The 20,476-nt window shown below is 69.0% G+C and carries 18 protein-coding genes; 9 read left to right on the top strand and 9 right to left on the bottom strand.

Annotated features, from left to right (window positions below):
- The first annotated feature begins 81 nt into the window (after nt 1-81).
- From ACQ1RG_RS04685 to pknB, 7 genes are all read left to right on the top strand, one after another.
- On the top strand, nt 82-924 hold the full coding sequence (locus ACQ1RG_RS04685; protein WP_009379815.1) for an FhaA domain-containing protein: 843 nt from the start codon (nt 82-84) through the stop codon (nt 922-924).
- Nucleotides 921-1,436 (top strand): FHA domain-containing protein FhaB/FipA, encoded by a 516-nt coding sequence (locus tag ACQ1RG_RS04680; RefSeq protein WP_009379817.1) that lies wholly within the window; start codon nt 921-923, stop codon nt 1,434-1,436. Before ACQ1RG_RS04685 ends, ACQ1RG_RS04680 begins: the two co-directional genes overlap by 4 nt.
- Nucleotides 1,433-2,887, top strand: coding sequence for a protein phosphatase 2C domain-containing protein (locus tag ACQ1RG_RS04675; protein ID WP_063248780.1), 1,455 nt, complete (start codon nt 1,433-1,435; stop codon nt 2,885-2,887). Before ACQ1RG_RS04680 ends, ACQ1RG_RS04675 begins: the two co-directional genes overlap by 4 nt.
- A complete protein-coding gene (locus ACQ1RG_RS04670) occupies nt 2,884-4,434 on the top strand; it encodes an FtsW/RodA/SpoVE family cell cycle protein (RefSeq protein ID WP_009379820.1) in 1,551 nt (516 codons plus the stop codon). Before ACQ1RG_RS04675 ends, ACQ1RG_RS04670 begins: the two co-directional genes overlap by 4 nt.
- Nucleotides 4,431-5,900 (top strand): peptidoglycan D,D-transpeptidase FtsI family protein, encoded by a 1,470-nt coding sequence (locus ACQ1RG_RS04665; protein WP_009379822.1) that lies wholly within the window; start codon nt 4,431-4,433, stop codon nt 5,898-5,900. The genes ACQ1RG_RS04670 and ACQ1RG_RS04665 overlap by 4 nt, the downstream gene beginning before the upstream one ends.
- Complete coding sequence (locus tag ACQ1RG_RS04660) at nt 5,897-7,687, top strand: protein kinase domain-containing protein (protein WP_430600597.1); 1,791 nt, start codon at nt 5,897-5,899, stop codon at nt 7,685-7,687. Before ACQ1RG_RS04665 ends, ACQ1RG_RS04660 begins: the two co-directional genes overlap by 4 nt.
- An 83-nt stretch (nt 7,688-7,770) precedes the next feature.
- Nucleotides 7,771-9,714, top strand: coding sequence for a Stk1 family PASTA domain-containing Ser/Thr kinase (pknB, locus tag ACQ1RG_RS04655; RefSeq protein ID WP_430600595.1), 1,944 nt, complete (start codon nt 7,771-7,773; stop codon nt 9,712-9,714).
- Between the two features lie 3 nt (nt 9,715-9,717).
- On the opposite strand, the gene ACQ1RG_RS04650 is transcribed toward pknB, so the two are convergent.
- From ACQ1RG_RS04650 to ACQ1RG_RS04635, 4 genes are read right to left on the bottom strand one after another with little or no spacing between them, the layout of a single operon-like run.
- Nucleotides 9,718-10,230 carry a GyrI-like domain-containing protein gene (locus ACQ1RG_RS04650; RefSeq protein WP_009379827.1) on the bottom strand — a complete coding sequence of 171 codons (513 nt, stop codon included), beginning with the start codon at nt 10,228-10,230 and terminating at the stop codon, nt 9,718-9,720.
- Between the two features lie 58 nt (nt 10,231-10,288).
- On the bottom strand, nt 10,289-10,975 hold the full coding sequence (locus ACQ1RG_RS04645) for an anthranilate synthase component II (protein WP_063248784.1): 687 nt from the start codon (nt 10,973-10,975) through the stop codon (nt 10,289-10,291).
- Nucleotides 10,975-11,142: a hypothetical protein gene (locus ACQ1RG_RS04640; RefSeq protein ID WP_040342208.1), complete on the bottom strand. Its 168-nt coding sequence runs from the start codon at nt 11,140-11,142 to the stop codon at nt 10,975-10,977. Before ACQ1RG_RS04640 ends, ACQ1RG_RS04645 begins: the two co-directional genes overlap by 1 nt.
- Nucleotide 11,143: 1 nt before the next feature.
- Nucleotides 11,144-12,283: a class E sortase gene (locus ACQ1RG_RS04635; RefSeq protein ID WP_009379832.1), complete on the bottom strand. Its 1,140-nt coding sequence runs from the start codon at nt 12,281-12,283 to the stop codon at nt 11,144-11,146.
- Nucleotides 12,284-12,713: 430 nt separating this feature from the next.
- Between ACQ1RG_RS04635 and ACQ1RG_RS04630 the strand changes: the two genes are divergently transcribed.
- Entirely contained in the window at nt 12,714-13,367 is a 654-nt protein-coding gene (locus tag ACQ1RG_RS04630) for a cell division protein CrgA (protein WP_063248786.1), read from the top strand.
- A 294-nt stretch (nt 13,368-13,661) separates the two neighbouring features.
- On the opposite strand, the gene ACQ1RG_RS04625 is transcribed toward ACQ1RG_RS04630, so the two are convergent.
- Nucleotides 13,662-14,369 carry a rhomboid family intramembrane serine protease gene (locus ACQ1RG_RS04625; protein ID WP_227006994.1) on the bottom strand — a complete coding sequence of 236 codons (708 nt, stop codon included), beginning with the start codon at nt 14,367-14,369 and terminating at the stop codon, nt 13,662-13,664.
- Nucleotides 14,370-14,388: 19 nt separating this feature from the next.
- Nucleotides 14,389-14,931: a peptidylprolyl isomerase gene (locus ACQ1RG_RS04620; protein WP_009379838.1), complete on the bottom strand. Its 543-nt coding sequence runs from the start codon at nt 14,929-14,931 to the stop codon at nt 14,389-14,391.
- 174 nt (nt 14,932-15,105) lie between these two features.
- Here ACQ1RG_RS04620 and ACQ1RG_RS04615 point away from each other — a divergent pair, with 174 nt between their 5' ends.
- Nucleotides 15,106-15,849 carry a hypothetical protein gene (locus tag ACQ1RG_RS04615; RefSeq protein ID WP_197464152.1) on the top strand — a complete coding sequence of 248 codons (744 nt, stop codon included), beginning with the start codon at nt 15,106-15,108 and terminating at the stop codon, nt 15,847-15,849.
- Nucleotides 15,850-15,959: 110 nt separating this feature from the next.
- Here ACQ1RG_RS04615 and ACQ1RG_RS04610 read toward each other — a convergent pair whose 3' ends face one another.
- The 3 genes from ACQ1RG_RS04610 to argS all read right to left on the bottom strand — a co-directional run bounded on the left by ACQ1RG_RS04610 (nt 15,960) and on the right by argS (nt 20,409).
- Nucleotides 15,960-17,327, bottom strand: coding sequence for an FAD-binding oxidoreductase (locus ACQ1RG_RS04610; protein ID WP_009379842.1), 1,368 nt, complete (start codon nt 17,325-17,327; stop codon nt 15,960-15,962).
- A 104-nt stretch (nt 17,328-17,431) separates the two neighbouring features.
- Entirely contained in the window at nt 17,432-18,682 is a 1,251-nt protein-coding gene (locus tag ACQ1RG_RS04605; protein ID WP_223289830.1) for a CynX/NimT family MFS transporter, read from the bottom strand.
- Nucleotides 18,679-20,409, bottom strand: coding sequence for an arginine--tRNA ligase (gene argS / locus ACQ1RG_RS04600; protein ID WP_201671837.1), 1,731 nt, complete (start codon nt 20,407-20,409; stop codon nt 18,679-18,681). Before argS ends, ACQ1RG_RS04605 begins: the two co-directional genes overlap by 4 nt.
- Between the last annotated feature and the right edge of the window lie 67 nt (nt 20,410-20,476).

The following is a 20,476-nucleotide window of genomic DNA, read 5'->3' as shown; positions in this document are numbered from 1 at the left end:
GAAGCGCAGGACAGACCATGTGCCCGGGTTCGACCGCGAACCCGACCACGACAACGACGGACTTGGACTTGAGGAGGTGCCATGGGGATTCTCGATCGCTTCGAGAGGGGACTGGAGAACGTCGTCAACGGCGCCTTCGCGAAGGCCTTCCGCTCGCAGGTCGAACCCGTCGAACTCGGCGGAGCACTGCGCCGCGAGGCCGACAACAAGGCCGCCGTCGTCTCCCGCGGCCGCACACTCACGGCCAACCACTACACGATCGAACTCTCGCCCGCCGACTTCGAGCGCCTCTCCGGCATCGAGACCGAGCTGCGCGCCGACCTGCGCCAGGTCATCGGCGATCACGCGATCGAGCAGGCCTACAGCTTCGTCGGACCCGTCTCCGTCGACTTCGTCGAGGCCGACGACCTCGACACCGGAATGTACCGCGTCGTCTCCTCGACGCAGCGCCCCGACGGCTCCCCGGCCGCGCAGCCGGCCAACCGCGGCGGCTACGACCCGGCCTCCCGGTCCCACAGCATCGTCGAACCCGCGCCGAGCTCCGGCCCGCGCCCCGTCGCCCAGCGGCACCGCACTCCCGAGCCGGCACGCTCCTCGACGCCGATCCGCCCGGCCGCTCCGGCCCGGTCGCGGACCATCGAGGCGAGTGTGACGATCGACGGGCGGACGTACCCGCTGCGCCAGGGGGCGAACGTCTTCGGCCGCTCGTCGAACAGCTCGGACTTCGTCATCGACGATCCCGGCGTCTCCCGGCGCCACTTCGAGATCGTCGTCGAGGGCGACCACGCCGTGGCCAACGACCTCGGCTCGACCAACGGCACGCTGCTCCACGGACGCAAACTCACCTCGGCCAACCTCACCAACGGTGACGTGCTCACGGCGGGAGACGCCGAGGTGCGCTACACCGAACAGGACTCTCTGTGAGCGAATTCACCGTCACCGTCTTCCGGTTCGCCTTCTTCGTCATCCTCTGGCTCTTCGTCTTCGGGGTGGCGGGCGTGCTGCGACGGGACATCTTCGGAGCCAAGCGCGGCACACACAAGCCCCGAAAGGCCAAGAACTCGCAGGACTCCGCGCGGCAGTCGGCCCCTGCCCCGAGCCGGCCCGCCCCGCAGCCGCGACCGACCCCCGCTCCGCCGCGGGCCAACCCCGGCTCGATCCGGGTCACCGCGGGACCGCTCGCCGGCACCTCGCTCATCCTCTCCGGCGCACCGGTGACCTTCGGCCGCGCCCCTGACAACACGATCGTCATAGGCGACGACTTCGCTTCGAGCCATCACGCCCGCATCATCGCCCGGGGCGGCGCATGGGTGCTCGAGGACCTCAGCTCGACGAACGGCACCTTCGTCGACGGCTCGAAGATCACCGCGCCCTTCGATCTCGGCATCGGCAACCAGATCACCATCGGCCATACGACGTTGGAGACCCAATCGTGACGACCGACGGAACGATCACCCTCCGCTCCGCCGCTCGGTCGCACACCGGGCTCGTGCGCAAGAACAACCAGGACTCCGGCTACGCGGGTCCGAACTTCCTCCTCATTGCGGACGGAATGGGCGGTCACGCCGGCGGCGACGTCGCCTCGGCGATCACCGTGGCCCGGCTCGCCGAACTCGACGACGGCGTCGCCGGCGACGACGCCCTCGAACTCCTGCGCGCCTCGATCCTCGACGCCAACGACCGCATCTGCCGCGGCGTCGCCGAGCAGCCGGAGCTCGCGGGGATGGGCACGACCGTCACCGCGCTCCTGCGGGCGCCCGGCAACCGGTTCGCGCTGGCCCACATCGGCGATTCGCGCGGCTACGTCTACCGCGACGGCGAACTCCACCCCGTCACCCACGACCACACGTTCGTCCAGATGCTCGTCGACGAAGGCCGCATCACCGCCGACGAAGCCGACACCCACCCGCAGCGCTCCGTGGTCATGAAGGTCCTCGGCGACGTCGGCACCTCCCCCGACCTCGACCTCTCCCTGCGCGAGGCCTACGTCGGCGACCGCTGGCTGCTCTGCTCCGACGGGCTCACCGGCTTCGCCGACCTCGGCGACATCACCCGTGTCCTCGCCGAGGTGGCCGACCCCGACGAGGCGTGCCGTCAGCTCATCGACCTCGCCCTCGCCGGCGGGGGCGCCGACAACGTCACCGTCGTCATCGGCGATGTCATCGAGGGCAGCGTCGACGTCCCGCAGGGCATCGCGGTCGGCTCCGTCCACGTCAACCCCCAGTATGCGACGATCGGAACGCGCCCCGAGGGCGAGGCCTCCACCGCCCAGCACGACTTCGGCGGCGGCGACGTCCCCACCGACACCGTTCCCCTGCAGACCGTCACCGATGCCTCGGCTCCCGGTGAGACCGGTCAGGAGCCCACCGCCGAGGTGCCCGCCGGGTCCGTGCGCACCGCCGTCGACACCGAGGCCGAGACGAGCGAAGGAGATGACCTCGACGGCGACGACGAGGGTGAGAAACGCTCGTACCTCGGATGGATCATCGCCGGCATCGTCATCATCGCCCTCGCCGTCGGCGGCTTCTTCGCGTACAACTACATCAGCAACCACTACTACCTGACGAACGACGGCGGCCGCGTCACCCTCTACCGGGGCCTCGACACGACGCTCGGTCCCATCGCACTCAGCCGCCTCGAGGACACGACCGACATCCAGGTCGAAGCGCTCAACACGTTCTCCCAGGACCGCCTGCGCGGATCGATCCAGGCCGATTCGCGGGAGGAGGCCGACCGGATCATCGACAACCTCCGCCAGGAGGCCGCGAACTCCGGCACCGTCTCCGGCAACGCCGAGGATGCGACGAACCCGAGCGACCCTGCGCCCTCGCCGCCGGACGGACAGAGCGCGGAGCCCAGCGACGCGATCACCCAGGAGTCGCAGTGACCTCGGACTCCGTCTCCCAGGCAGCCCGGCCCAGGCCCTACCGCCTGGCCGAGCTCGGTCTGCTCATCCTCGCGATCGCCGCCTCGTCGAGCGCCTACGCGCTCGTCGGCCTCGGCGTCGACGACGAGGTCCCCACCGACATCTACCAGTACATGGCGTGGCTGGCGGCCCTGGCCGTCATCCTCCACGTCGTCGTGTGGTGGAAGGCGAAGTACGCCGACCCCGTCCTCGTCCCCATCGCCGTCCTCCTCAACGGACTCGGACTCGCGATGATCCATCGGGTCGACCTCGGCCGCAGCGAGTTCCTCGACAGCGCCACCCAGCAGCTCATCTGGATGACCCTCGGAGTGGGCCTGGCCGTGGCCGTCCTCGTCCTCCTCCGCGATCACCGCTGGCTGCGCCGGTACACGTACGTCTCCGGCTTCCTCGCACTCTTCTTCCTCCTCCTCCCCCTGGTCCCGGGACTCGGACGGACGATCAACGGCGCACGGATCTGGATCGGCATCGGGCCGCTGTCGTTCCAGCCCGGTGAGATCGCGAAGATCCTCCTGGCGATCTTCTTCGCCGGCTACCTCGTGAGCTTCCGCGACCAGCTCGTCCTCGCAGGACCGAAGATCCTCGGCATCCGCTTCCCGCGCCTGCGCGACTTCGGCCCGATCATCATCGCCTGGGTCGCCAGCGTCGGCATCCTCGTCTTCGAGCGCGACCTCGGCACCTCGCTGCTCTTCTTCGGCCTCTTCGTCGCGATGCTCTACGTCGCGACGTCGAAGGTCTCGTGGATCATCCTCGGCCTCGGCTTCTTCGCCGCCGGCGCCGTCATCGCCACCCTCCTCTTCTCCCACGTCCAGCAGCGCATCGACGGCTGGCTGGGCGCACTCACCCCGGAGGAGTTCAACAAGACCCCCGGCGGCTCCTACCAGCTCGTCCAAGGGCTCTTCGGGATGGCCAACGGCGGCCTCGTCGGCACCGGACTCGGCGAAGGACGACCGAACATGGTCCCCTACGCGGAATCCGACTTCATCTACGCGAGCTTCGGCGAGGAGCTCGGCATGGCCGGTCTCTTCGTCATCCTGCTCTGCTACCTCCTCATCTTCGAACGCGGCATCCGGACCGCACAGAAGCTGCGGGACGGCTTCGGCACCCTGCTCGCCACGGGACTGGCCTTCACGATCGCCCTCCAGGTCTTCGTCGTCGTCGGCGGTGTCACCCGCCTCATCCCGCTCACGGGCCTGACCACGCCGTTCCTCGCCCAGGGCGGATCCTCACTGGTGGCGAACTGGGTGATCATCGCCCTCCTGCTCCGGATGTCCGACAACGCCCGCCGCCCGGTCGAGGAGTTCCACACCGGCGTCCTCCGGATCACCGAGGACCCCGACGCCCCGCCTCGGCGGAGGAAGAAGGCGGACGAGGGACCGGAGGACCCCGCCGACAACAGCCCTGTCGGCAACGGCCCTGCCGACAACAGCCCCACTGACAACGGCCCCGCCGACGAAGCTGTGACGACGAACCTCAGCACCCGCGAGCGCACCCAGGGAGGTGAACGATGAAGAAGTCACTCACACACATCGGCGTCGTCGGATTCGTCATGTTCGCCCTGCTCTTCGCGTCGACGAGCTGGGTGCAGTTCATCACGGCGGAGTCGCTCAACACCAACCCGCTCAACACGCGGCAGATCCTCGACCAGCTCTCCCGCGACCGGGGACCGATCCTCGTCGACGGCACCCCCATCGCGTACTCGGAACCCGTCGACGACAAGTACAAGTTCCAGCGCAAGTACGGCTCCGACGGGCTCGACCCGCGCGCCTACGCGGCGGTCACCGGCTACTACTCGATCGTCTCCGGGGCCTCCGGCATGGAGCGCGCTGCCGGAGAGTACCTCTCCGGCGAGTCCGATGCCCTCTTCTACGACAAGGTCGGCAGCATCTTCACCGGCGAGCAGCCCCGCGGTGCGGCCGTCGAACTCACCATCGACCCCAAGGTCCAGGAAGCCGCGTGGAACGGCCTCGGGAACCAGACCGGCGCCGCCGTGGCCCTCGACCCGAAGACCGGCAAGATCCTCGCGATGGCCTCGACCCCCGGATGGAACCCCAACCCGATCGCCAGCCACGACCCCAAGAAGGCCAGGGCCGCGTTCGAGAAGCTCGACAACGCCCCCGACAACCCCGCCTACAACCGCGCGATCGGCGGCAACCTCTACCCGCCCGGATCGACCTTCAAGGTCCTCGTCGCCGCTGCCGCCCTCGAGTCCGGGGACTACACCCCCGACTCGAAGCTCAACGGCCCCGCGACCCTCGATCTGCCGCAGACGACGGCGACGATCAGCAACTCGCATGCCGGCGCATGCCGCGGCGGTGGGCGACCCACGCTCGCGCAGTCGCTCGCCGAATCGTGCAACACCTCGTTCGCCTCGCTCGGCATGGACCTCGGTGAGGACACGATCGCCGAGCAGGCGAGCAAGTTCGGCTTCGGCAAGGACCTCGAGATCCCGCTCAGCGTGACCCCCTCGACGTTCCCCTCCGACCTCAACCCGCCCCAGCTCGCGCAGTCCTCGCTCGGACAGTACGAGGTCCGGTCGACGCCGCTGCAGATGGCGATGATGACCGCAGGGATCGCGAACGGCGGATCGATGATGAAGCCCCAGCTCGTCAACCGCGTGCTCAACGCCGACACCCTCGAACCGATCACGGAGACCCGCCCCACCGAGCTCTCACGGCCGGTCTCCGGACAGACGGCGGACGAGCTGACGACGATGATGGAGGGCGTCGTCACCGACGGCACCGCCTCGGTGGCGAAGATCCCCGGCACCAAGGTCGCAGCGAAGACGGGCACCGCCCAGCATCAGCAGGGCGCAGCGCCCCACGCCTGGTTCATCTCCTTCGCCCCCGCCGACGATCCGAAGATCGCCGTCGCGGTCGTCGTCGAGAACGGCGGAAACGCGGGCAGTGAAGCATACGGAGCGACGGTCGCGGGACCGATCGCCAAGGACATGATGGAAGCGGTGGTCGACAAATGAGGCCGAGCGAAGGCACCCAGCTGGGCAACCGGTACACCCTGACCTCACGCATCGCCGTGGGCGGCATGGGCGAGGTCTGGAAGGGCGTCGACTCGGTGCTCGGCCGCGAGGTCGCGGCGAAGATCCTCAAGGAGGAGTACCTCTCCGACTCGACGTTCCTCGCCCGCTTCCGCGCCGAGGCGCAGAACATGGGCCGGGTCTCCGATCCCGGCATCGCCGGGGTCTACGACTACGGCGACGAGGACGGTTCGCCCTACCTCGTCATGGAGTACGTGCCCGGGGAGCCCCTGTCGACGATCATCGAGCGCAGCGCCCCGCTCTCCGAAGAGGACACGCTGAGCATCGTCGCGCAGGCAGCGCAGGCGCTCGGCGCCGCCCACAAGGCCGGCGTCGTCCACCGCGACATCAAACCGGGCAACATCCTCATGACCCCGGACTTCCGGGTGAAGATCACCGACTTCGGCATCGCCCGCGTCACCGACCAGGCGCCGCTGACAAAGACCGGCCAGGTCATGGGCACCGCCCAGTACCTCGCTCCCGAACAGGCCACCGGCAAGGGCTCGGGTCCCGGCTCCGACCTCTACGCGCTCGGCATCATCGCCTACGAGGCACTCGCGGGCCAGCGTCCCTTCACCGGCGACTCGCAGGTGTCGATCGCGATCGCCCAGGTCAACCAGCAGCATCCGCCGCTGCCGACGACCGTGTCCGAACCGGTCCGCCGCTTCGTCGACTCCCTGCTCGAGAAGAAGCCGGAGCGTCGTCCCGATGACGCGATGGCCGTGTCCAAGGCGGCCGGACTCATCGCCGCAGGCGACATCGCCGGGGCCGAAGCCGTCCTGCCGCAGATGCGTCACGGCAATGCCGCCTCCGAAGCGCTCACCCAGGTCTTCAACGACCCCGAGCCCGTACCCTCGACGCAGGTGCTGCCTGCGACCTCGAGCAACGACGCCACCCGCGTCTACAGTGCCGACGGTCCGGCCGGGCCAGGCGGACCCGGCACGGGCTACGGTGCCGCGGTCGACCCCAACGATCCAGGCGGTCGGGACGACGAGGTCGACGATCGGAAGTCGAAGCGCGGGAAGATCCTCATCTGGGTCCTCGCGATCGCAGCCCTCATCGCCGTCGGCGCCCTCCTCTGGTTCTTCCTCGGAGGCCGCGGGGAGCCGACGCCGACTCCGAGCACGAGCGCTCCGACGACCTCGCAGGCCCCGCAGGAGATCGAGATCGACCGCAGCGACTACATCGGCCAGTCCGAGTCGTCGGCGACGGCGAACCTCGAACGCCTCGGCCTCCAGGTCGACACCGAGACGATCGATTCGAATCGCGCTGCGGGCACAGTCGCTGATGTCGGCGAGGCCGACGGCGGCGGGTACACCTTCACCGAGGGCGACACCGTCACCCTCTACATCTCGAGCGGTCCCGCCGAGGAGCCGGCACCCCGCCCGACGCGGACCTCCGGGTCCGACTCAGGGTCGGACTCCGGCTCGTCCTCCGGTTCCGATACGGGCTCGAACTCGGGCTCCGGGAGCGGGTCGAACTCGGGCTCGAACTCCGGGTCGAGCAGCGACTCGAACTCCGGTTCCGATTCGAACTCGGGCTCCGAGTCGGGGTCGGACTCGGGCTCCGAGTCGGGCGCGAACACGGACAGCGGCTCGTCCACGGACTCGGAGACGTCGACCGGCTCAAACGCGAACGCCACCACCGGCAGCGGTGCGAACGCCAACGGCAACTCGGGCCGGGGCGGCGGACAGGGCGGTACCACCGAGGCGAACGGGACCGAGGGTTGAGAACCGTTCGGACGGACCAACAGTAGACTTGAGGAATTGCTGAGCAACCACCTCGAACGGGGTGAATCACGCGGAGGAAGTAAATGACTGAGCCCAAAGTGCTGTCGGAGAGGTACGAAGTCCGTACCCTCCTCGGCCGTGGGGGCATGGCAGAGGTGCACGAGGGCGTCGACACCCGTCTGGGGCGGCGCATCGCGATCAAGCTTCTGCGGTCCGATCTTGCGCGCGATCCGTCATTCCACACCCGCCTCAAGCGCGAGGCGCAGTCCGCTGCCGGTCTCAACCATCCCGGCATCGTCGCCGTCTACGACTCCGGGGAGGAGGAGTTCGTCGAATCCGGCGGCTCGAGCGTCTCCGTTCCCTTCATCGTCATGGAGTACGTCGAAGGCCAGACCCTGCGAGAGGTCCTCAACGAGCACGGCACCCTCACCGTCGACGAGGCGCTCAACGTCGTCGCCGGAGTCCTCGCCCCGCTCGAGTACTCGCACCGCAACGGCATCGTCCACCGCGACATCAAACCGGCGAACGTCATGCTCACCCCCGAAGGCGACATCAAGGTCATGGACTTAGGGATCGCCCGGGCGCTCAAGGACAACAGCGGGCTGACGCAGACGCAGTCCGTCGTCGGCACCGCACAGTACCTCTCCCCCGAGCAGGCGCGCGGCGAGGTCGTCGACGCCCGCTCCGACCTCTACTCGACCGCGTGCCTCCTCTACGAGCTCCTCGCCGGTCGGCCCCCGTTCGTCGGCGACTCCCAGCTCGCCGTGGCCTACCAGCACGTCGGGGAGACCCCGCAGCCCCCGAGCTTCTACAACCCCACCATCCCGCCCGAGGTCGACCGCCTCGTCCTCCATGCCCTGCAGAAGGACCGCGACGAGCGCTACCAGGACGCCTACACCTTCCGTGAGGACGTGCTGGCCGCCCGCGACGGCCGACCGCTGAGCATCGACGGCGGTGACGAGGACCGCACTCAGGCCTTCGCCGCCGCCGGAGCAGGTGCCGGAGCCGGGATGATGGGGCCTCCCACGGGCACTCAGGTCTACCCCGCGGACTACGAGTCGGCCCCCGAGACGGGTCCGGTCTCGACGATCATGAACCGGCAGGAGGAGCGCCCCCCGCAGAAGCGGTCGAAGGCGTGGATCTGGATCGGCAGCATCTTCGTCCTCCTCGCTCTCGCCGCACTCGCCCTGTGGGTGTACGAGATCAACAAGCCACCGGAGATCGTCCAGGTCCAGGTGGCCGATGTCGCCGGGCTCGACGCGGACGCCGCCGAGGCGCAGCTGCGCAATCAGGGATTCCAAGTCACCCCGGAGGAGCAGTACAGCACCGAGGTCGACGAGGGCAAGGCGATCTCGACCGATCCCGCCGCCGGGCAGTCCATCCCGGAGAACAGCCAGGTCAAACTCCTCGTCTCCCTCGGTCCGGAGAGCGTCTCGATCCCCGAGGTCGCCGGCAAGACCGAGGAGGAGGCCCGCCAGATCCTCAAGGACGCCAAGCTCCAGGCCGGCACGCACATCACCCAGAACTCCCCGGACGTGAAGAAGGGCGTCGTCATCGAGACGAAGCCCGGCGAGGGCGAGAAGGTCGATGTCGACTCGAACGTCGACCTCGTCGTCTCCTCCGGCATGGTCAAGGTCCCCGACGTCACCGGTCAGACCGCCGACGAAGCGTGCAACACGCTCAAGGGCGACGACTACAAACTCGGCTGCAAGGTCGAGGAGGTCGAGACGGCTGACCAGGAGGAGGGCAAGGTCTACGAGCAGTCGACGCCCGGCGGCACCGACGTGGCGCAGGGGTCGGAGATCACCGTGACCGTGGCGAAGAAGCCCCCGGAGCCCACCCCGACGATCCCGTCGGTCCCCGGCGGCATCCCGACCTCACCGTCCGATGACGCCGGCGGCGACGGCAACGACAACGGCAGCGGCGGCACCGAGACCGACGGGGCCGTCGGCGGCGGGGAGTCGTGGTTCGACGGCTGGTCCGACGGCCGTCGCGGCAACAACGGCAACGGCAACGGCCGCGACTGAGTCTCAGCCGAGAGTGACGAAGAGGTCGGTGCGCAGATCCGCCGGGTCCATCTCCGGATTCGGCTCGGTCACGTAGACCTCGAAGAACGGCATGTCCGGATGGTGTCCAGCGGCCACCAGGGCCTGCATGTGCGCGTTCCACGCCTCGGCGAGGCCGTCGAACCCGCCGAGGTGGGAGATCGCCCCGATCGACCCGCCGGGCAGTTCGGCGGGAATCGCGGTGAGGTCGTCCCCGAGATCGAGCGCCTGGCTCAGCCCCGTGGCGACGGGAACCCCGACCTGGATGTCGACGGTGTCCGTGGGCGGGCGCGTGTAGAGCGAGAACGCCGGCCCGGCAGGCTCCACGCCCGCCTCGGCGAGGGCGGGGAAGAGGCGCGAGAAGACGGCGTCGAAGAGGGCGGGGAGCTCGTCCATCGGATGGCCCTGCGCCTCGACGACGACCGTGGGCACCGGCTGGGCCTCGAACACGGTGAGTTCGCGATACGGCTCGGTCGGGATGTAGCTGGGCTCGGGCATGGGGATTCCTCTCGCTGGCGACCGCCGGTGGACGGTCTGGATGAGTGTGGAACCGATCCTAAGCGCTCGGCCGGTGACGGGAAAGCTCTGCCGGTGACGGAGACGTGATCGCGCTGGCCAGCGGCGACATCGACGCAGCACGCTCGGCGGCGCCGGCGAGCCCACAGACTTCGAGCCAGTTGCCGAGCATGAGGTACCCGGATTCGGTGAGCACCGATTCGGGGTGGAACTGGACGCCGTGGAGCGGGGCGGTGCGGTGCTCGATGGCCATGACGACGCCGTCGGCGGTGCGCGCGGTCACGGCGAAGGTCTCGAGGTCGATCGTCTCATCGACGATCGCCAGCGAATGGTAGCGGGTGACCGTGAGCGGAGACGGGCATCCGGCGAAGACGCCCTGACCCTCATGGGTGATGACCGAGGTCTTGCCGTGCATGAGGACCGGCGAATGCGTCACGGTCGCCCCGAACACCTCGCCGAGGGCCTGATGGCCGAGGCACACGCCGAACAGGGGCTTGCCCGCCTCGGCGGCCCAGCGGATGAGGTCGGGGCACACGCCGGATTCGGCGGGCACACCGGGACCCGGGGACAGCAGGATCCCGTCGTAGCCGCGCGCCAGCTCCACGGCCGCCTCGGCGCCCAGATCGTCGTTGCGGATGACGTCCGCCTTCGCACCGAGCTCGCGGACGTAGGAGACGAGGGTGTAGACGAAGCTGTCGTAGTTGTCGACGACGAGGATCGAGGTCATCACGCGCCTTCGTCGGTGACGGTCGCGTTGTTGAACGGCATGTAGGGTGCGACGGCCGGGAAGACGTACTGCATGAGGAGGAGGACGACCGCGGCGATGAGGATGAGCGCGAAGACGAGCTTGACGAACCACGGTCCGGGCAGGAGCCGCCAGATGAATGCGTACATGTCAGGCACCACCGTTCTTGCTGACCTTTTCGTAGGCCTTCGAGTCCTTGATCGAGTCGGGCGCACCCTCGGAGGCCGGGGTCCACTCCGTGAGTTCGGCGTAGGCGATGTAGCGCTCGCGGGCGGAGAACATCGGGTTGCACGCGGTGAGCGTGAGGATCCGGTCCTTGCCCTTGTACTCGGGCTGGTCGGGCACGGGGGCGAGGACCTCGACGGCGTCGGGGAGGATGATGTCGAAGTTGCGGAACGTGTACGTGTAGAACCCGTCCTTCGTCTGGACGACGATCTCATCGCCGGGCCGCAGCTTCGCGATCTGGTTGAACGGCTTGCCGTACGTGACGCGGTGGCCGGCGACGGAGAAGTTGCCGACCTCCCCGGGCATCGCCGAGTTCGGGTAGCGGCCCACGCCCATCCGGTTGAGGACGGGTTCGAGGTCGACGCCCTCGGCGAGAGTGCGGTAGTAGTCGTCGCCGAAGCGCGGGATGTAGAAGATCCCGAACGCCGTGTTCTTCTCCACCGGTTCCGCGACGACGGGTTCGTCGGGGTCCGCGGGCAGTTTGTTCGGGTCCTGGTTCGCCCAGTCCTTCGTCAGCTGGTCGGCGAGGACCTCGTTGTCGCGGTCGGCTTCGATGTCCGTCCACCACAGCTGCCACGCGACGAAGAGGATGAGGACGAGACCGGCGGTGATGCAGAGTTCGCCGAAGGTGCGGATCGTTCCGCGGATCGGGCCGAGCGGCTGACGCTGCGGCGGCTGCTTCCTCCGGCCCCCTCCGCCCCGTCCGGAGCCGCCTCCCCCGCCGAGGTGGGGCTCGCCTGCCGCGACCGCGCCCTGTGCCGCTGTGGCCGGGACGCCCTCCGCATAGCCGGTCTGGGGCCGGGGGTGCTGGGGCTGGCTGTACTGGGGAGCGGTGTACTGGGCGGCCGTGTACTGCGCCGGCATCGCCTGGGTCGCAGGGCCGTCGCCGAGGGGCGGGGCATCGGAGTAGGACGCGGGGGCGGCACCGGCGGCTTCGGCTTCCCGACGGCGCAGTTCGCGGCGGCTCGGCAGGGGCGCGTCGTAGCCACCCGCTGCGGCGGTGTCTCCCGGTCCGCGGGAGGCGCTCTCACCCTGGCCGGAGGAGGCGGTCGCATCGGTGCGCATCGGCTCCGTCGCCGGGCCCGGGTCGATGGGCTGCGGGGCGGGCTGGCGTCGCTGCGCCGCGCGAATGGTGGGTCTCGAAGACGATTCGCTACCCGAGGAGAGACTGTTCACCACTTCTGCACCGTGCCTATGACCTTTGCAATCCGGGGCTCGACCAGTGATCGAGCGGGGACACCCTACAGAACTTTATCGCATGAACGTGACGCGGTGTCCCCTTCACAGCTCGTCTCGGCTTCGCACACAGCTGACTCTGAGCCTCCCGCGCGCAGTGCCGAAGCCGCTGACTCCGGGCGCCGTCGTGGCGTCGCCTGCGGGCACCGAGGCGCAGGCGAGGTTTTTCGCGCATGCTCGCCTCCCGAGTAGACTGGGTGCGATCATCCCCGACCAGAGCATCGGCGACCCGCCCGGGTTCGCTGTCGAAGGAGTTCACGTGGCCAAGTCCAAAGGACGGACCTCGCGCCCTCAGCGCACCTCGCGCACCACGGCGAAGCCCGAGTCGACGACCGACGACGCGGCCGTCGTCGAGGAGACCGACGTCGAGGTCACCGAGACCGACGCCACGGGAGGCACCGAGACGGTCGAGGTCACGGAGATCGAGGTCACCGAGACCGGCGCGGACGAGGACACCGACGCTGAAGAGACGGACACTGACGACGACGCAGCCGCCTCGGCGAAGGACGAGAAGAAGTCCGAGGGCACGGCGAAGGACTCGAAGGACAGGGACTCGAAGGACAGGGTCTCCAAAGACAAGGACGCGAAGGCTGACTCCGCGAAGACCAAGGATTCAAAGGGCGGGAAGAAGGCCGCGGCGAAGCGGACCTCGCGCTCGGGGAATCCCGCCAAGCGCTCGCAGGGCCGGAAGACGGCGAGCTACACCTCCGAGGCCGGTCAGCAGACGATCAAGCCGAACCCGCGCTGGTTCCTCCCCGTCCTCATCGGCCTCCTCCTCGTCGGCCTCATCTGGCTCGTGACGTTCTACATCACCCAGGGCGCCTTCCCCGTCGAGGCCTGGGGCAACTGGAACATCCTCATCGGCTTCGCGTTCTTCGTCGCGGGCCTCATCATGTCCACCCGCTGGCGGTAGCGCCGCGCAGCTGCGCCGCCGCCACGCTGTCGCTCACCACGCAACCCTCCACTCGCCCCGATCACACGGGCAGGTGGAGGGTTTCGTCGACTTCTGAGTTATACCCAAGCCACGACTCTGTCCTGTGCATAACTTTTTTCACCTCTGTGACCTGGGGAAACACACGCGTGTAAGTTTTCCACCGTGTGGATAACCCCTGTGGACAAAGCACAGATGCAGTGCCGGGAGGCACATCGCCTGCAGTTCTCGGAGCCACGGAGAACGTCCCCGACCCAGCTCTCAGGTGACCGCCTCTCAGAGTCCCGGTGCCGGGCCGGCGGCGAGCGTCTTGACGACGGCAGCGACGGCCATGAGGACGACGAGGCCGGCGGCGACGAGCCAGAACACGAGGGTCGAGCGCTGAGGCTTGACGAGCAGCGCCGCGCAACCGAGGACGAAGCCGGTGAGCAACCCGCCGAGGTGGGCCTCCCACGAGACTCCCTCGACGAGGAACCCGTAGCCGAAGTTGAGGACGACGAAGAGGACGACACCGGTGATGTTGCGGTCGAGGCGCTTCGTCGGGACGAGGAGGACGCCGATGATCGCGAACACGGCACCCGAGGCGCCGATGTTGTTCGTCACCCAGTCCCGGCTCCACGGTTCGGCGAGGAGGAGGACCATGACGGAGCCGCCGATCGCGCCGAGGAGGTAGACCGCAAGGAAGCGCCACCGCCCGAGCGCCCGCTCGACGAACGAGCCGAAGAAGAAGAGCCCGATCATGTTCGCGAGCAGATGGATGGGAGAGGGCTGCTCGTGGACGAGGGCGACGGTGAGGAGGCGCCACGGCTGGTCGAGGGTGAGAGCGGGGACGAAGCTCAGCCGGTGGATGAGGTCGAGTCCCGGCAGCAGCTGGAGGAGGAACGACAGTCCCGTGACGATCATGATCGTCCGTGTCACCAGGGGGATGGACACGGACAGGGCCCGGCCTGATTCCCTGGCCGGGCCCTGTTCTGGTGTGCTCATGGCACCATCGTACTGGTGCTCAGGCGTCCTTGATCTCGACGGATTCGATGACGACCGGCTCGACGGGCTTGTCCATCGCCCCCGTGCGCACGCCTTCGATCTCGTCGACGACCTTCTGCGAGGCCTCGTCGGCGACCTCACCGAAGATCGTGTGCTTGCCGTTGAGCCACGGGGTCTCAGCGGTGGTGATGAAGAACTGCGAGCCGTTGGTGCCGCGGCCCATCTGCTTGCCGGCATTGGCCATCGCGAGCAGGTACTTCTTGTCGAACTGGAGTTCGGGGTGGATCTCGTCGTCGAAGACGTATCCGGGACCGCCGGTGCCGGTGCCGAGCGGGTCACCGCCCTGGATCATGAAGTTCGAGATGATGCGGTGGAAGCCGACGCCGTCGTAGAAGGGGCGCTTCGTCGGCTCACCGGTCTGGGGATCGGTGAACTCGCGCTCACCCGTGGCCAGCTCGACGAAGTTGGCGACCGTCTTCGGAGCGTGGTTGCCGAAGAGGTTGATCGTGATGTCGCCGTGGTTGGTGTGCAGGACCGCTGTGTTCGTTGCAACTGTAGACATGCCCTCATTCTTCCATGCCGCACACAGGTCTGCGGTTCCATCAAGGTGGGTTTGTACGACTCTGCCAGCGTATCCGCAGGCAAATTCCTGGCCCTGAGGTGGCGTGCGCCCCCGGGCCAGGCCGTAGACTGGGGAGTGATCAGTTGCCCCTGACCCGGAGGATTGGGAATGTTCATGTCGAAGAAACCAGCTCGGAAGCCGCTCGCGTCGAAGCTCGATTCCGCGAAGAAGACGTCGCTCCGGTTCCTGGCCGACGCGTCGGATGCGGCGGCGCCCAAGCTCCGCGAGGCAGCCGACAGGGCGAATGAGCAGGTCGGTGTCTTCACGGAGAAGGCCCGTCCGCAGGTCGAGGCTCTGGCCGAGAAGGCCAACCGTCAGGTCCACGACATCGCCGACCGGATCGAGGCGTACCGCCCCGAAGCCACGGAGAGGGCCGGGAAGGTCGCCGGAACGGCTGCCGCCTCGCTCGCGGCGATGGAGACCCCGCAGCTCATCGACAACCTCGCTGTGCGCCTCACCGGTGACAAGAAGGCGATGAAGAAGGCCCGCAAGGCCCTCGCCAATGCCGGCAAGCGGATCCAGAAGGAGACCGCACAGAAGTCGAACACGAGCAAGAAGGCCCTCGTGTGGACGCTCGTCATCGGCTCGGCCGCCGGCATCGGCTACTACGTGTGGAAGAAGGCCCAGCCGGTCGAGGATCCCTGGTCGACCCCGCTGCCGAACAACCGTCCCGCTGACGCCCGCCCCGTCGGCTCGACCCCAGCCTCGCGCCAGGGCACGACGCCCACGGTCTCGCAGGCTCCGGTGCCCGAGTCGAAGACGGATGCCACCCCGGCTCCGAAGCCGACGACCGCGCCGAAGCCCGCGACTCCGAACCCCGCGGCCGGCGACGCGAAAGACACCAACGCCAAGCACTGAGGCGCACCGACCGTCGCCGGACAGCACAGAGGCGGCCACCCGTTCGGGTGGCCGCCTCTGTGCTGTCCGGCCGCAGCCGGAGAGCGTCCCGTCCCCAGCCGGGGCACGCCTCAGTACACGGCGCCCGGATTGAGGATGTTGTCCGGGTCGAGCGCGGCCTTGATCCGGTGGTTGAGCTCCATGACATCGGCGCCGAGATAGTCGGCCAGCCACGGCTTCTTCAGCCGTCCCACCCCGTGCTCGCCGGTGATCGTCCCGCCGAGTGAGGTCGCCAAGTCCATCACCTCGCCGTAGGCGATGTCAGCCCGCGCCCGCTGTTCGGCGTCCGTGGGGTCGACGATGAGCAGCGGATGGGTGTTGCCGTCCCCGGCGTGGGCGATGACGGAGATGAGGACGTCGCGGTCCTCGGCGATCCGCTCGATCCCGACGACGAGATCGCCGAGGCGGGGCAGCGGCACGCCGACGTCCTCGAGCAGGAGGGTGCCCTTCTTCTCGACCGCGGGGATCGCCATCCGCCGGGCGGTGACGAAGGCCTCCCCCTCGTCGGCGTCGTCGGTCGCATAGACCTCGCTCGCCCCGTTCTTCGCACAGAGCTCCTCGACGGTCGCGATCTGTCCGGACGCATACTCGCCGGGTTCGTCGGACTGGATGACGAGCATGCCTGCGGCCTCCCGGTCGAGGCCCATCCGCAGCTCGTCCTCGACGGCATTGATCGAGGCGCGATCCATGAACTCGAGCATCGACAGGCGCATCTGCGCGCAGATGTCGAGGACGGTCTGGGTCGCTCCCTCGAGGGTGGGGAACGTGGCGACGAGGGTCGTCGGCGGCAGCTGCGCGGGGATGAGGCGCAGGGTCACCTCGGTGATGATGCCGAGAGTGCCCTCGCTGCCGACGAAGAGCTTCGTCAGGGACAGCCCCGCGACGTCCTTGACGCGGGGCCCGCCGAGCTCGACGGCGCGGCCGTCGGCGAGCACGACCGTCATCCCGAGCACGTAGTCCGTCGTCACCCCGTACTTGACGCAGCAGAGCCCGCCCGCGTTCGTCGCGACGTTGCCGCCGATCGAGCAGAACTCGTACGACGAGGGGTCCGGCGGGTACCACAGGCCGTGCTCGGCGGCCGCGGCCTTGACCTCGGCGTTGAAGGCCCCCGGTTGGACGACGGCGATGCGGGTCGCCGGGTCGACGGCGATCTCCCTCATCCGGTCGAGGCAGACGATGATGCCGCCCTCGACCGCGGAGCTGCCGCCCGAGAGGCCGGAGCCGGCGCCTCGGGGGACGACGGGGATCTTTGCGGCCGCGGCGATGCGGACGACGGTCTGGACGTCCTCGGTCGAGGTCGCGCGGACGATGGCCAGCGGCATGCCCGCATCAGGGTCGTTCGCGCGATCCCACCGATAGGCGTCCATCGAATCGGGGTCGGTGACGATCGCCTCGGCGGGCAGGGCGTCGGACAGGGCGGATAGGACCTCGGCTGACATCATTCTCCTCGGATCGGGGCGACGTGGGTCTCACTCTACGTGAGCCGTGTCACAGTGACGAGGGCGGGGTGCGCAGCGACCTCGATGCTCAGCGCGGACAGTCCTCAGGCGAGCCGGCGCGGACCCATCCGTCCGGCGATCCGGGCCGCGAGGAGACCGGCGACGGTGAAGGACAGGGTCGCTGCCAGCACGAGGAGCTGCGGGACGACCCAGCCGTGGGTGACCGTGGCGAGCCAGCCCGCGAACGGCGGGGCCACGGTCGCGGCGAGGTAGCCGCCGCCCTGCACCCGCGCCGAGCCGGATGCCGTCTCCCTGTCGCTGCCGGCGGTGCGGGCGATGATCGAGAGGATCGCGGTGAACCCGCCGCCCTGGGCGATGCCGCCGGTGACCGCCCAGACGACGTACGCATCGGGGGCTGTGAGCATGCCGAGAGGCAGGGAGAGCCAGAGGGCGGCGACGATCGCCACGGGCACCCACGGCCGCGACCGCGCGGCGAGCAGGGGCACGCCGAAGGCGCCGACGATGGCCGAGACCTGGAAGAGGGAGGCGGTGCCGCCGGCGAGCGCCGGGTCGAGGCGTGCGGTGTCCGCGAGGATCGAGGGCAGCCACGTCGTCGTCGTGTAGTACGCGATCGACTGCCCGGAGAAGGTGATGACGAGGAGGACGACGATGCGCCGGAACTCCGGGGAGACCTCCCGCCAGGGCCGTTTCGCCTCCGCTGGGGTCGGGGCACCCGCCTCGGCGCCGGCAGTGTCCCCGGCAGCGCCGTCGACCGGCGTGCGGCGGATCCGGGTGCGGATGAGGATCATCCAGTAACCGAGGCCGAGGAGCGCGAGGACCGCCCACAGACCGATCGCCCACCGCCAGCCGACGAGGGCCGCGAGCGGCCCGGTGCCGATGAGGGTGACCATCGAGCCGACGTTCATCATCGCCGAGTAGAGCCCGGTGACCATGCCGACCTGGTTCCACGGGACCTCGCGGCGGATGATCACGGGCACGACGATGTTGCCGAGGGTGATCGCGAGTCCGATGATGCCGGTGCCGAACAGGATGAGCCAGGTCGGCCCGACCGAACGCAGCACCGTGCCGAGCAGCACGCCCGACAGGCACATGAGCACCGTCGTCTCCGCGCCGAGGCGGCGGATCGTCTTACTCGCCAGCGGCGTGGCGAGGGCGAAGAGGAGGACGGGCAGACCCGTGAGGAGGCCCGCCCCGGCCGCACTCAGTCCGGTGTCCGCACGGATGTCGCCGAGCACCGCGGTCGGGGCGATGATCGGGGTGCGCAGGTTGAGCGCGAGGACGACGATGCCCGCGACGATCCACGGGAGCATCGCGGGACGCAGCGTGCCCGTCACATCCTCTCGGGCACGCGGATGCCGAGGACGCTCAGTCCCGCCTCGAGGACGGAGAGCACGGTCGCGCTCAGCCGCAGGCGGGAGGCCCGCAGCTCAGGCGTCGCCGCCGTGAGCACTGGGCACTGCTCGTAGAACGTCGTGAACGCCTGCGCGAGGTCGAAGAGGTACGTCGCCATCCGGTGCGGCTGGGAGCCGGCGGCCACCTCGGCGAGGGCATCGGGGAACCCGAGGATCGCGAGCGCCAGCTCACGTTCGGACTGCTCGCCGAGGTGGATCGGGGAGTCGGCGAACGTGATGTCCTCAGCGGCAGCCCTGCGCAGGATCGAGCGGATCCGGGCGCCGGCGTACTGGAGGTAGGGCGCGGTGTTGCCGATGGGCGCGAGCATCCGGTCGAGGTCGAAGGTGTACGAGGTGTCGTGGGCGACGGAGAGGTCGGCGTACTTGACCGCGCCGATGCCGACGATGCGGGCGACCTCATTGGCCTCCTCGGGGCTGAACTCGACGTTCGACTCCTCGAGGGTGACCTTGGCGCGGGCGATCGCCTCGTCGAGGAGTTCGGCCAGACGCAGCGGCTTGCCCGAGCGGGTGCGGAGGATCTTCCCGTCGGAGCCGAGGACATTGCCGATCTTCACGTGCTCGAGGACCATGTCCTCCGGCACCCAGCCGGCGGCCCGGGCGGTCGCGAAGACCATCTCGAAGTGGAGGGCCTGCGGGGCGCCGACGACGTAGAGGACGCGGTCGGCGTGAAGGACCTGGGCGCGGCGGCGGACCGCGGCGAGGTCGGTCGTCGCATAGCCGTAGCCGCCGTCGGACTTGCGGATGATGAGCGGCAGCGGCTGCCCGTCCCGGCCGGTGTAGCCCTCGGGGAACACGCACAGCGCCCCGTCGCTCATCCGGGCCAAGCCCTGGGCCTCGAGGTCGTCGCAGACCGCTTCGAGATCGTCGTTGTACGTGCTCTCCCCGGCGAGGTCGGCATCTCGGAGGGTGACGTCGAGGAGGGAGTAGATGTGGTTGAAGTACTCCCGGGAGTAGCCGACGAGTCGCTCCCAGAGTTCGAGGGTCTGTGCGTCCCCACCCTGGAGGGCGACGACCCGGGTGCGGGCGCGGGTCGCGAAGTCCTCATCCGCGTCGAACTTCGCCCGGGCGGCCTGGTAGAAGGCGTTGGGGTCCTCGGCGATCGTCTGCGCGGTCTCCGAGTCGATGCCGACGTCGAGGAGGTGCTCGATGAGCATGCCGAAGGGGGTGCCCCAGTCGCCGATGTGGTTCTGCCGGATGACGGTGTTGCCGAGGAATTCGTGGGTGCGGGCGAGCGCATCGCCGACGACGGTGGTGCGCAGGTGCCCGACGTGCATCTCCTTCGCGACGTTCGGCGCCGAGTAGTCGATGACGATCCGCTGCGGGTCCGAAGGTGCGTCGACGGCGGTCGCGTCCTCGGCCTCGAGGACGCCTGCGAGGAACTCGGGGAGGAACGTGAGGTTGATGAACCCGGGACCGGAGATCTCCGGGGGCTGACAGACTCCTGCGAGGTCGAGGTGCTCGACGATCTGCCCGGCGACCTCCCGCGGCTTGGCCCCGAGCTCCTTCGCCAGCGGGAGGGCGACGTTGGCCTGGAAGTCGGCGAACTGCGAGCTCCTGATGACGGGATCGCGGTCGGCGAAGTCCTCCCCGAAGGCGGCAGAGAGGGCAGCGGCGAACCGGTCGGTGAGCAGAGAGGTGAGCGTCGGCATGTCCTCATTCTATTCGCGCCGACCCGACCCGCGGCACCGGTCCGTGCACGCCGCTCATCGGCTGTAA

Origin of the sequence: Brevibacterium sp. K72 (assembly GCF_050562175.1) — a bacterium.
Lineage (GTDB): Bacteria > Actinomycetota > Actinomycetes > Actinomycetales > Brevibacteriaceae > Brevibacterium > Brevibacterium casei.
The sequence above is the reverse complement of the archived record's forward strand: the minus strand, read 5'-3'. Positions and strand labels throughout refer to the sequence as shown.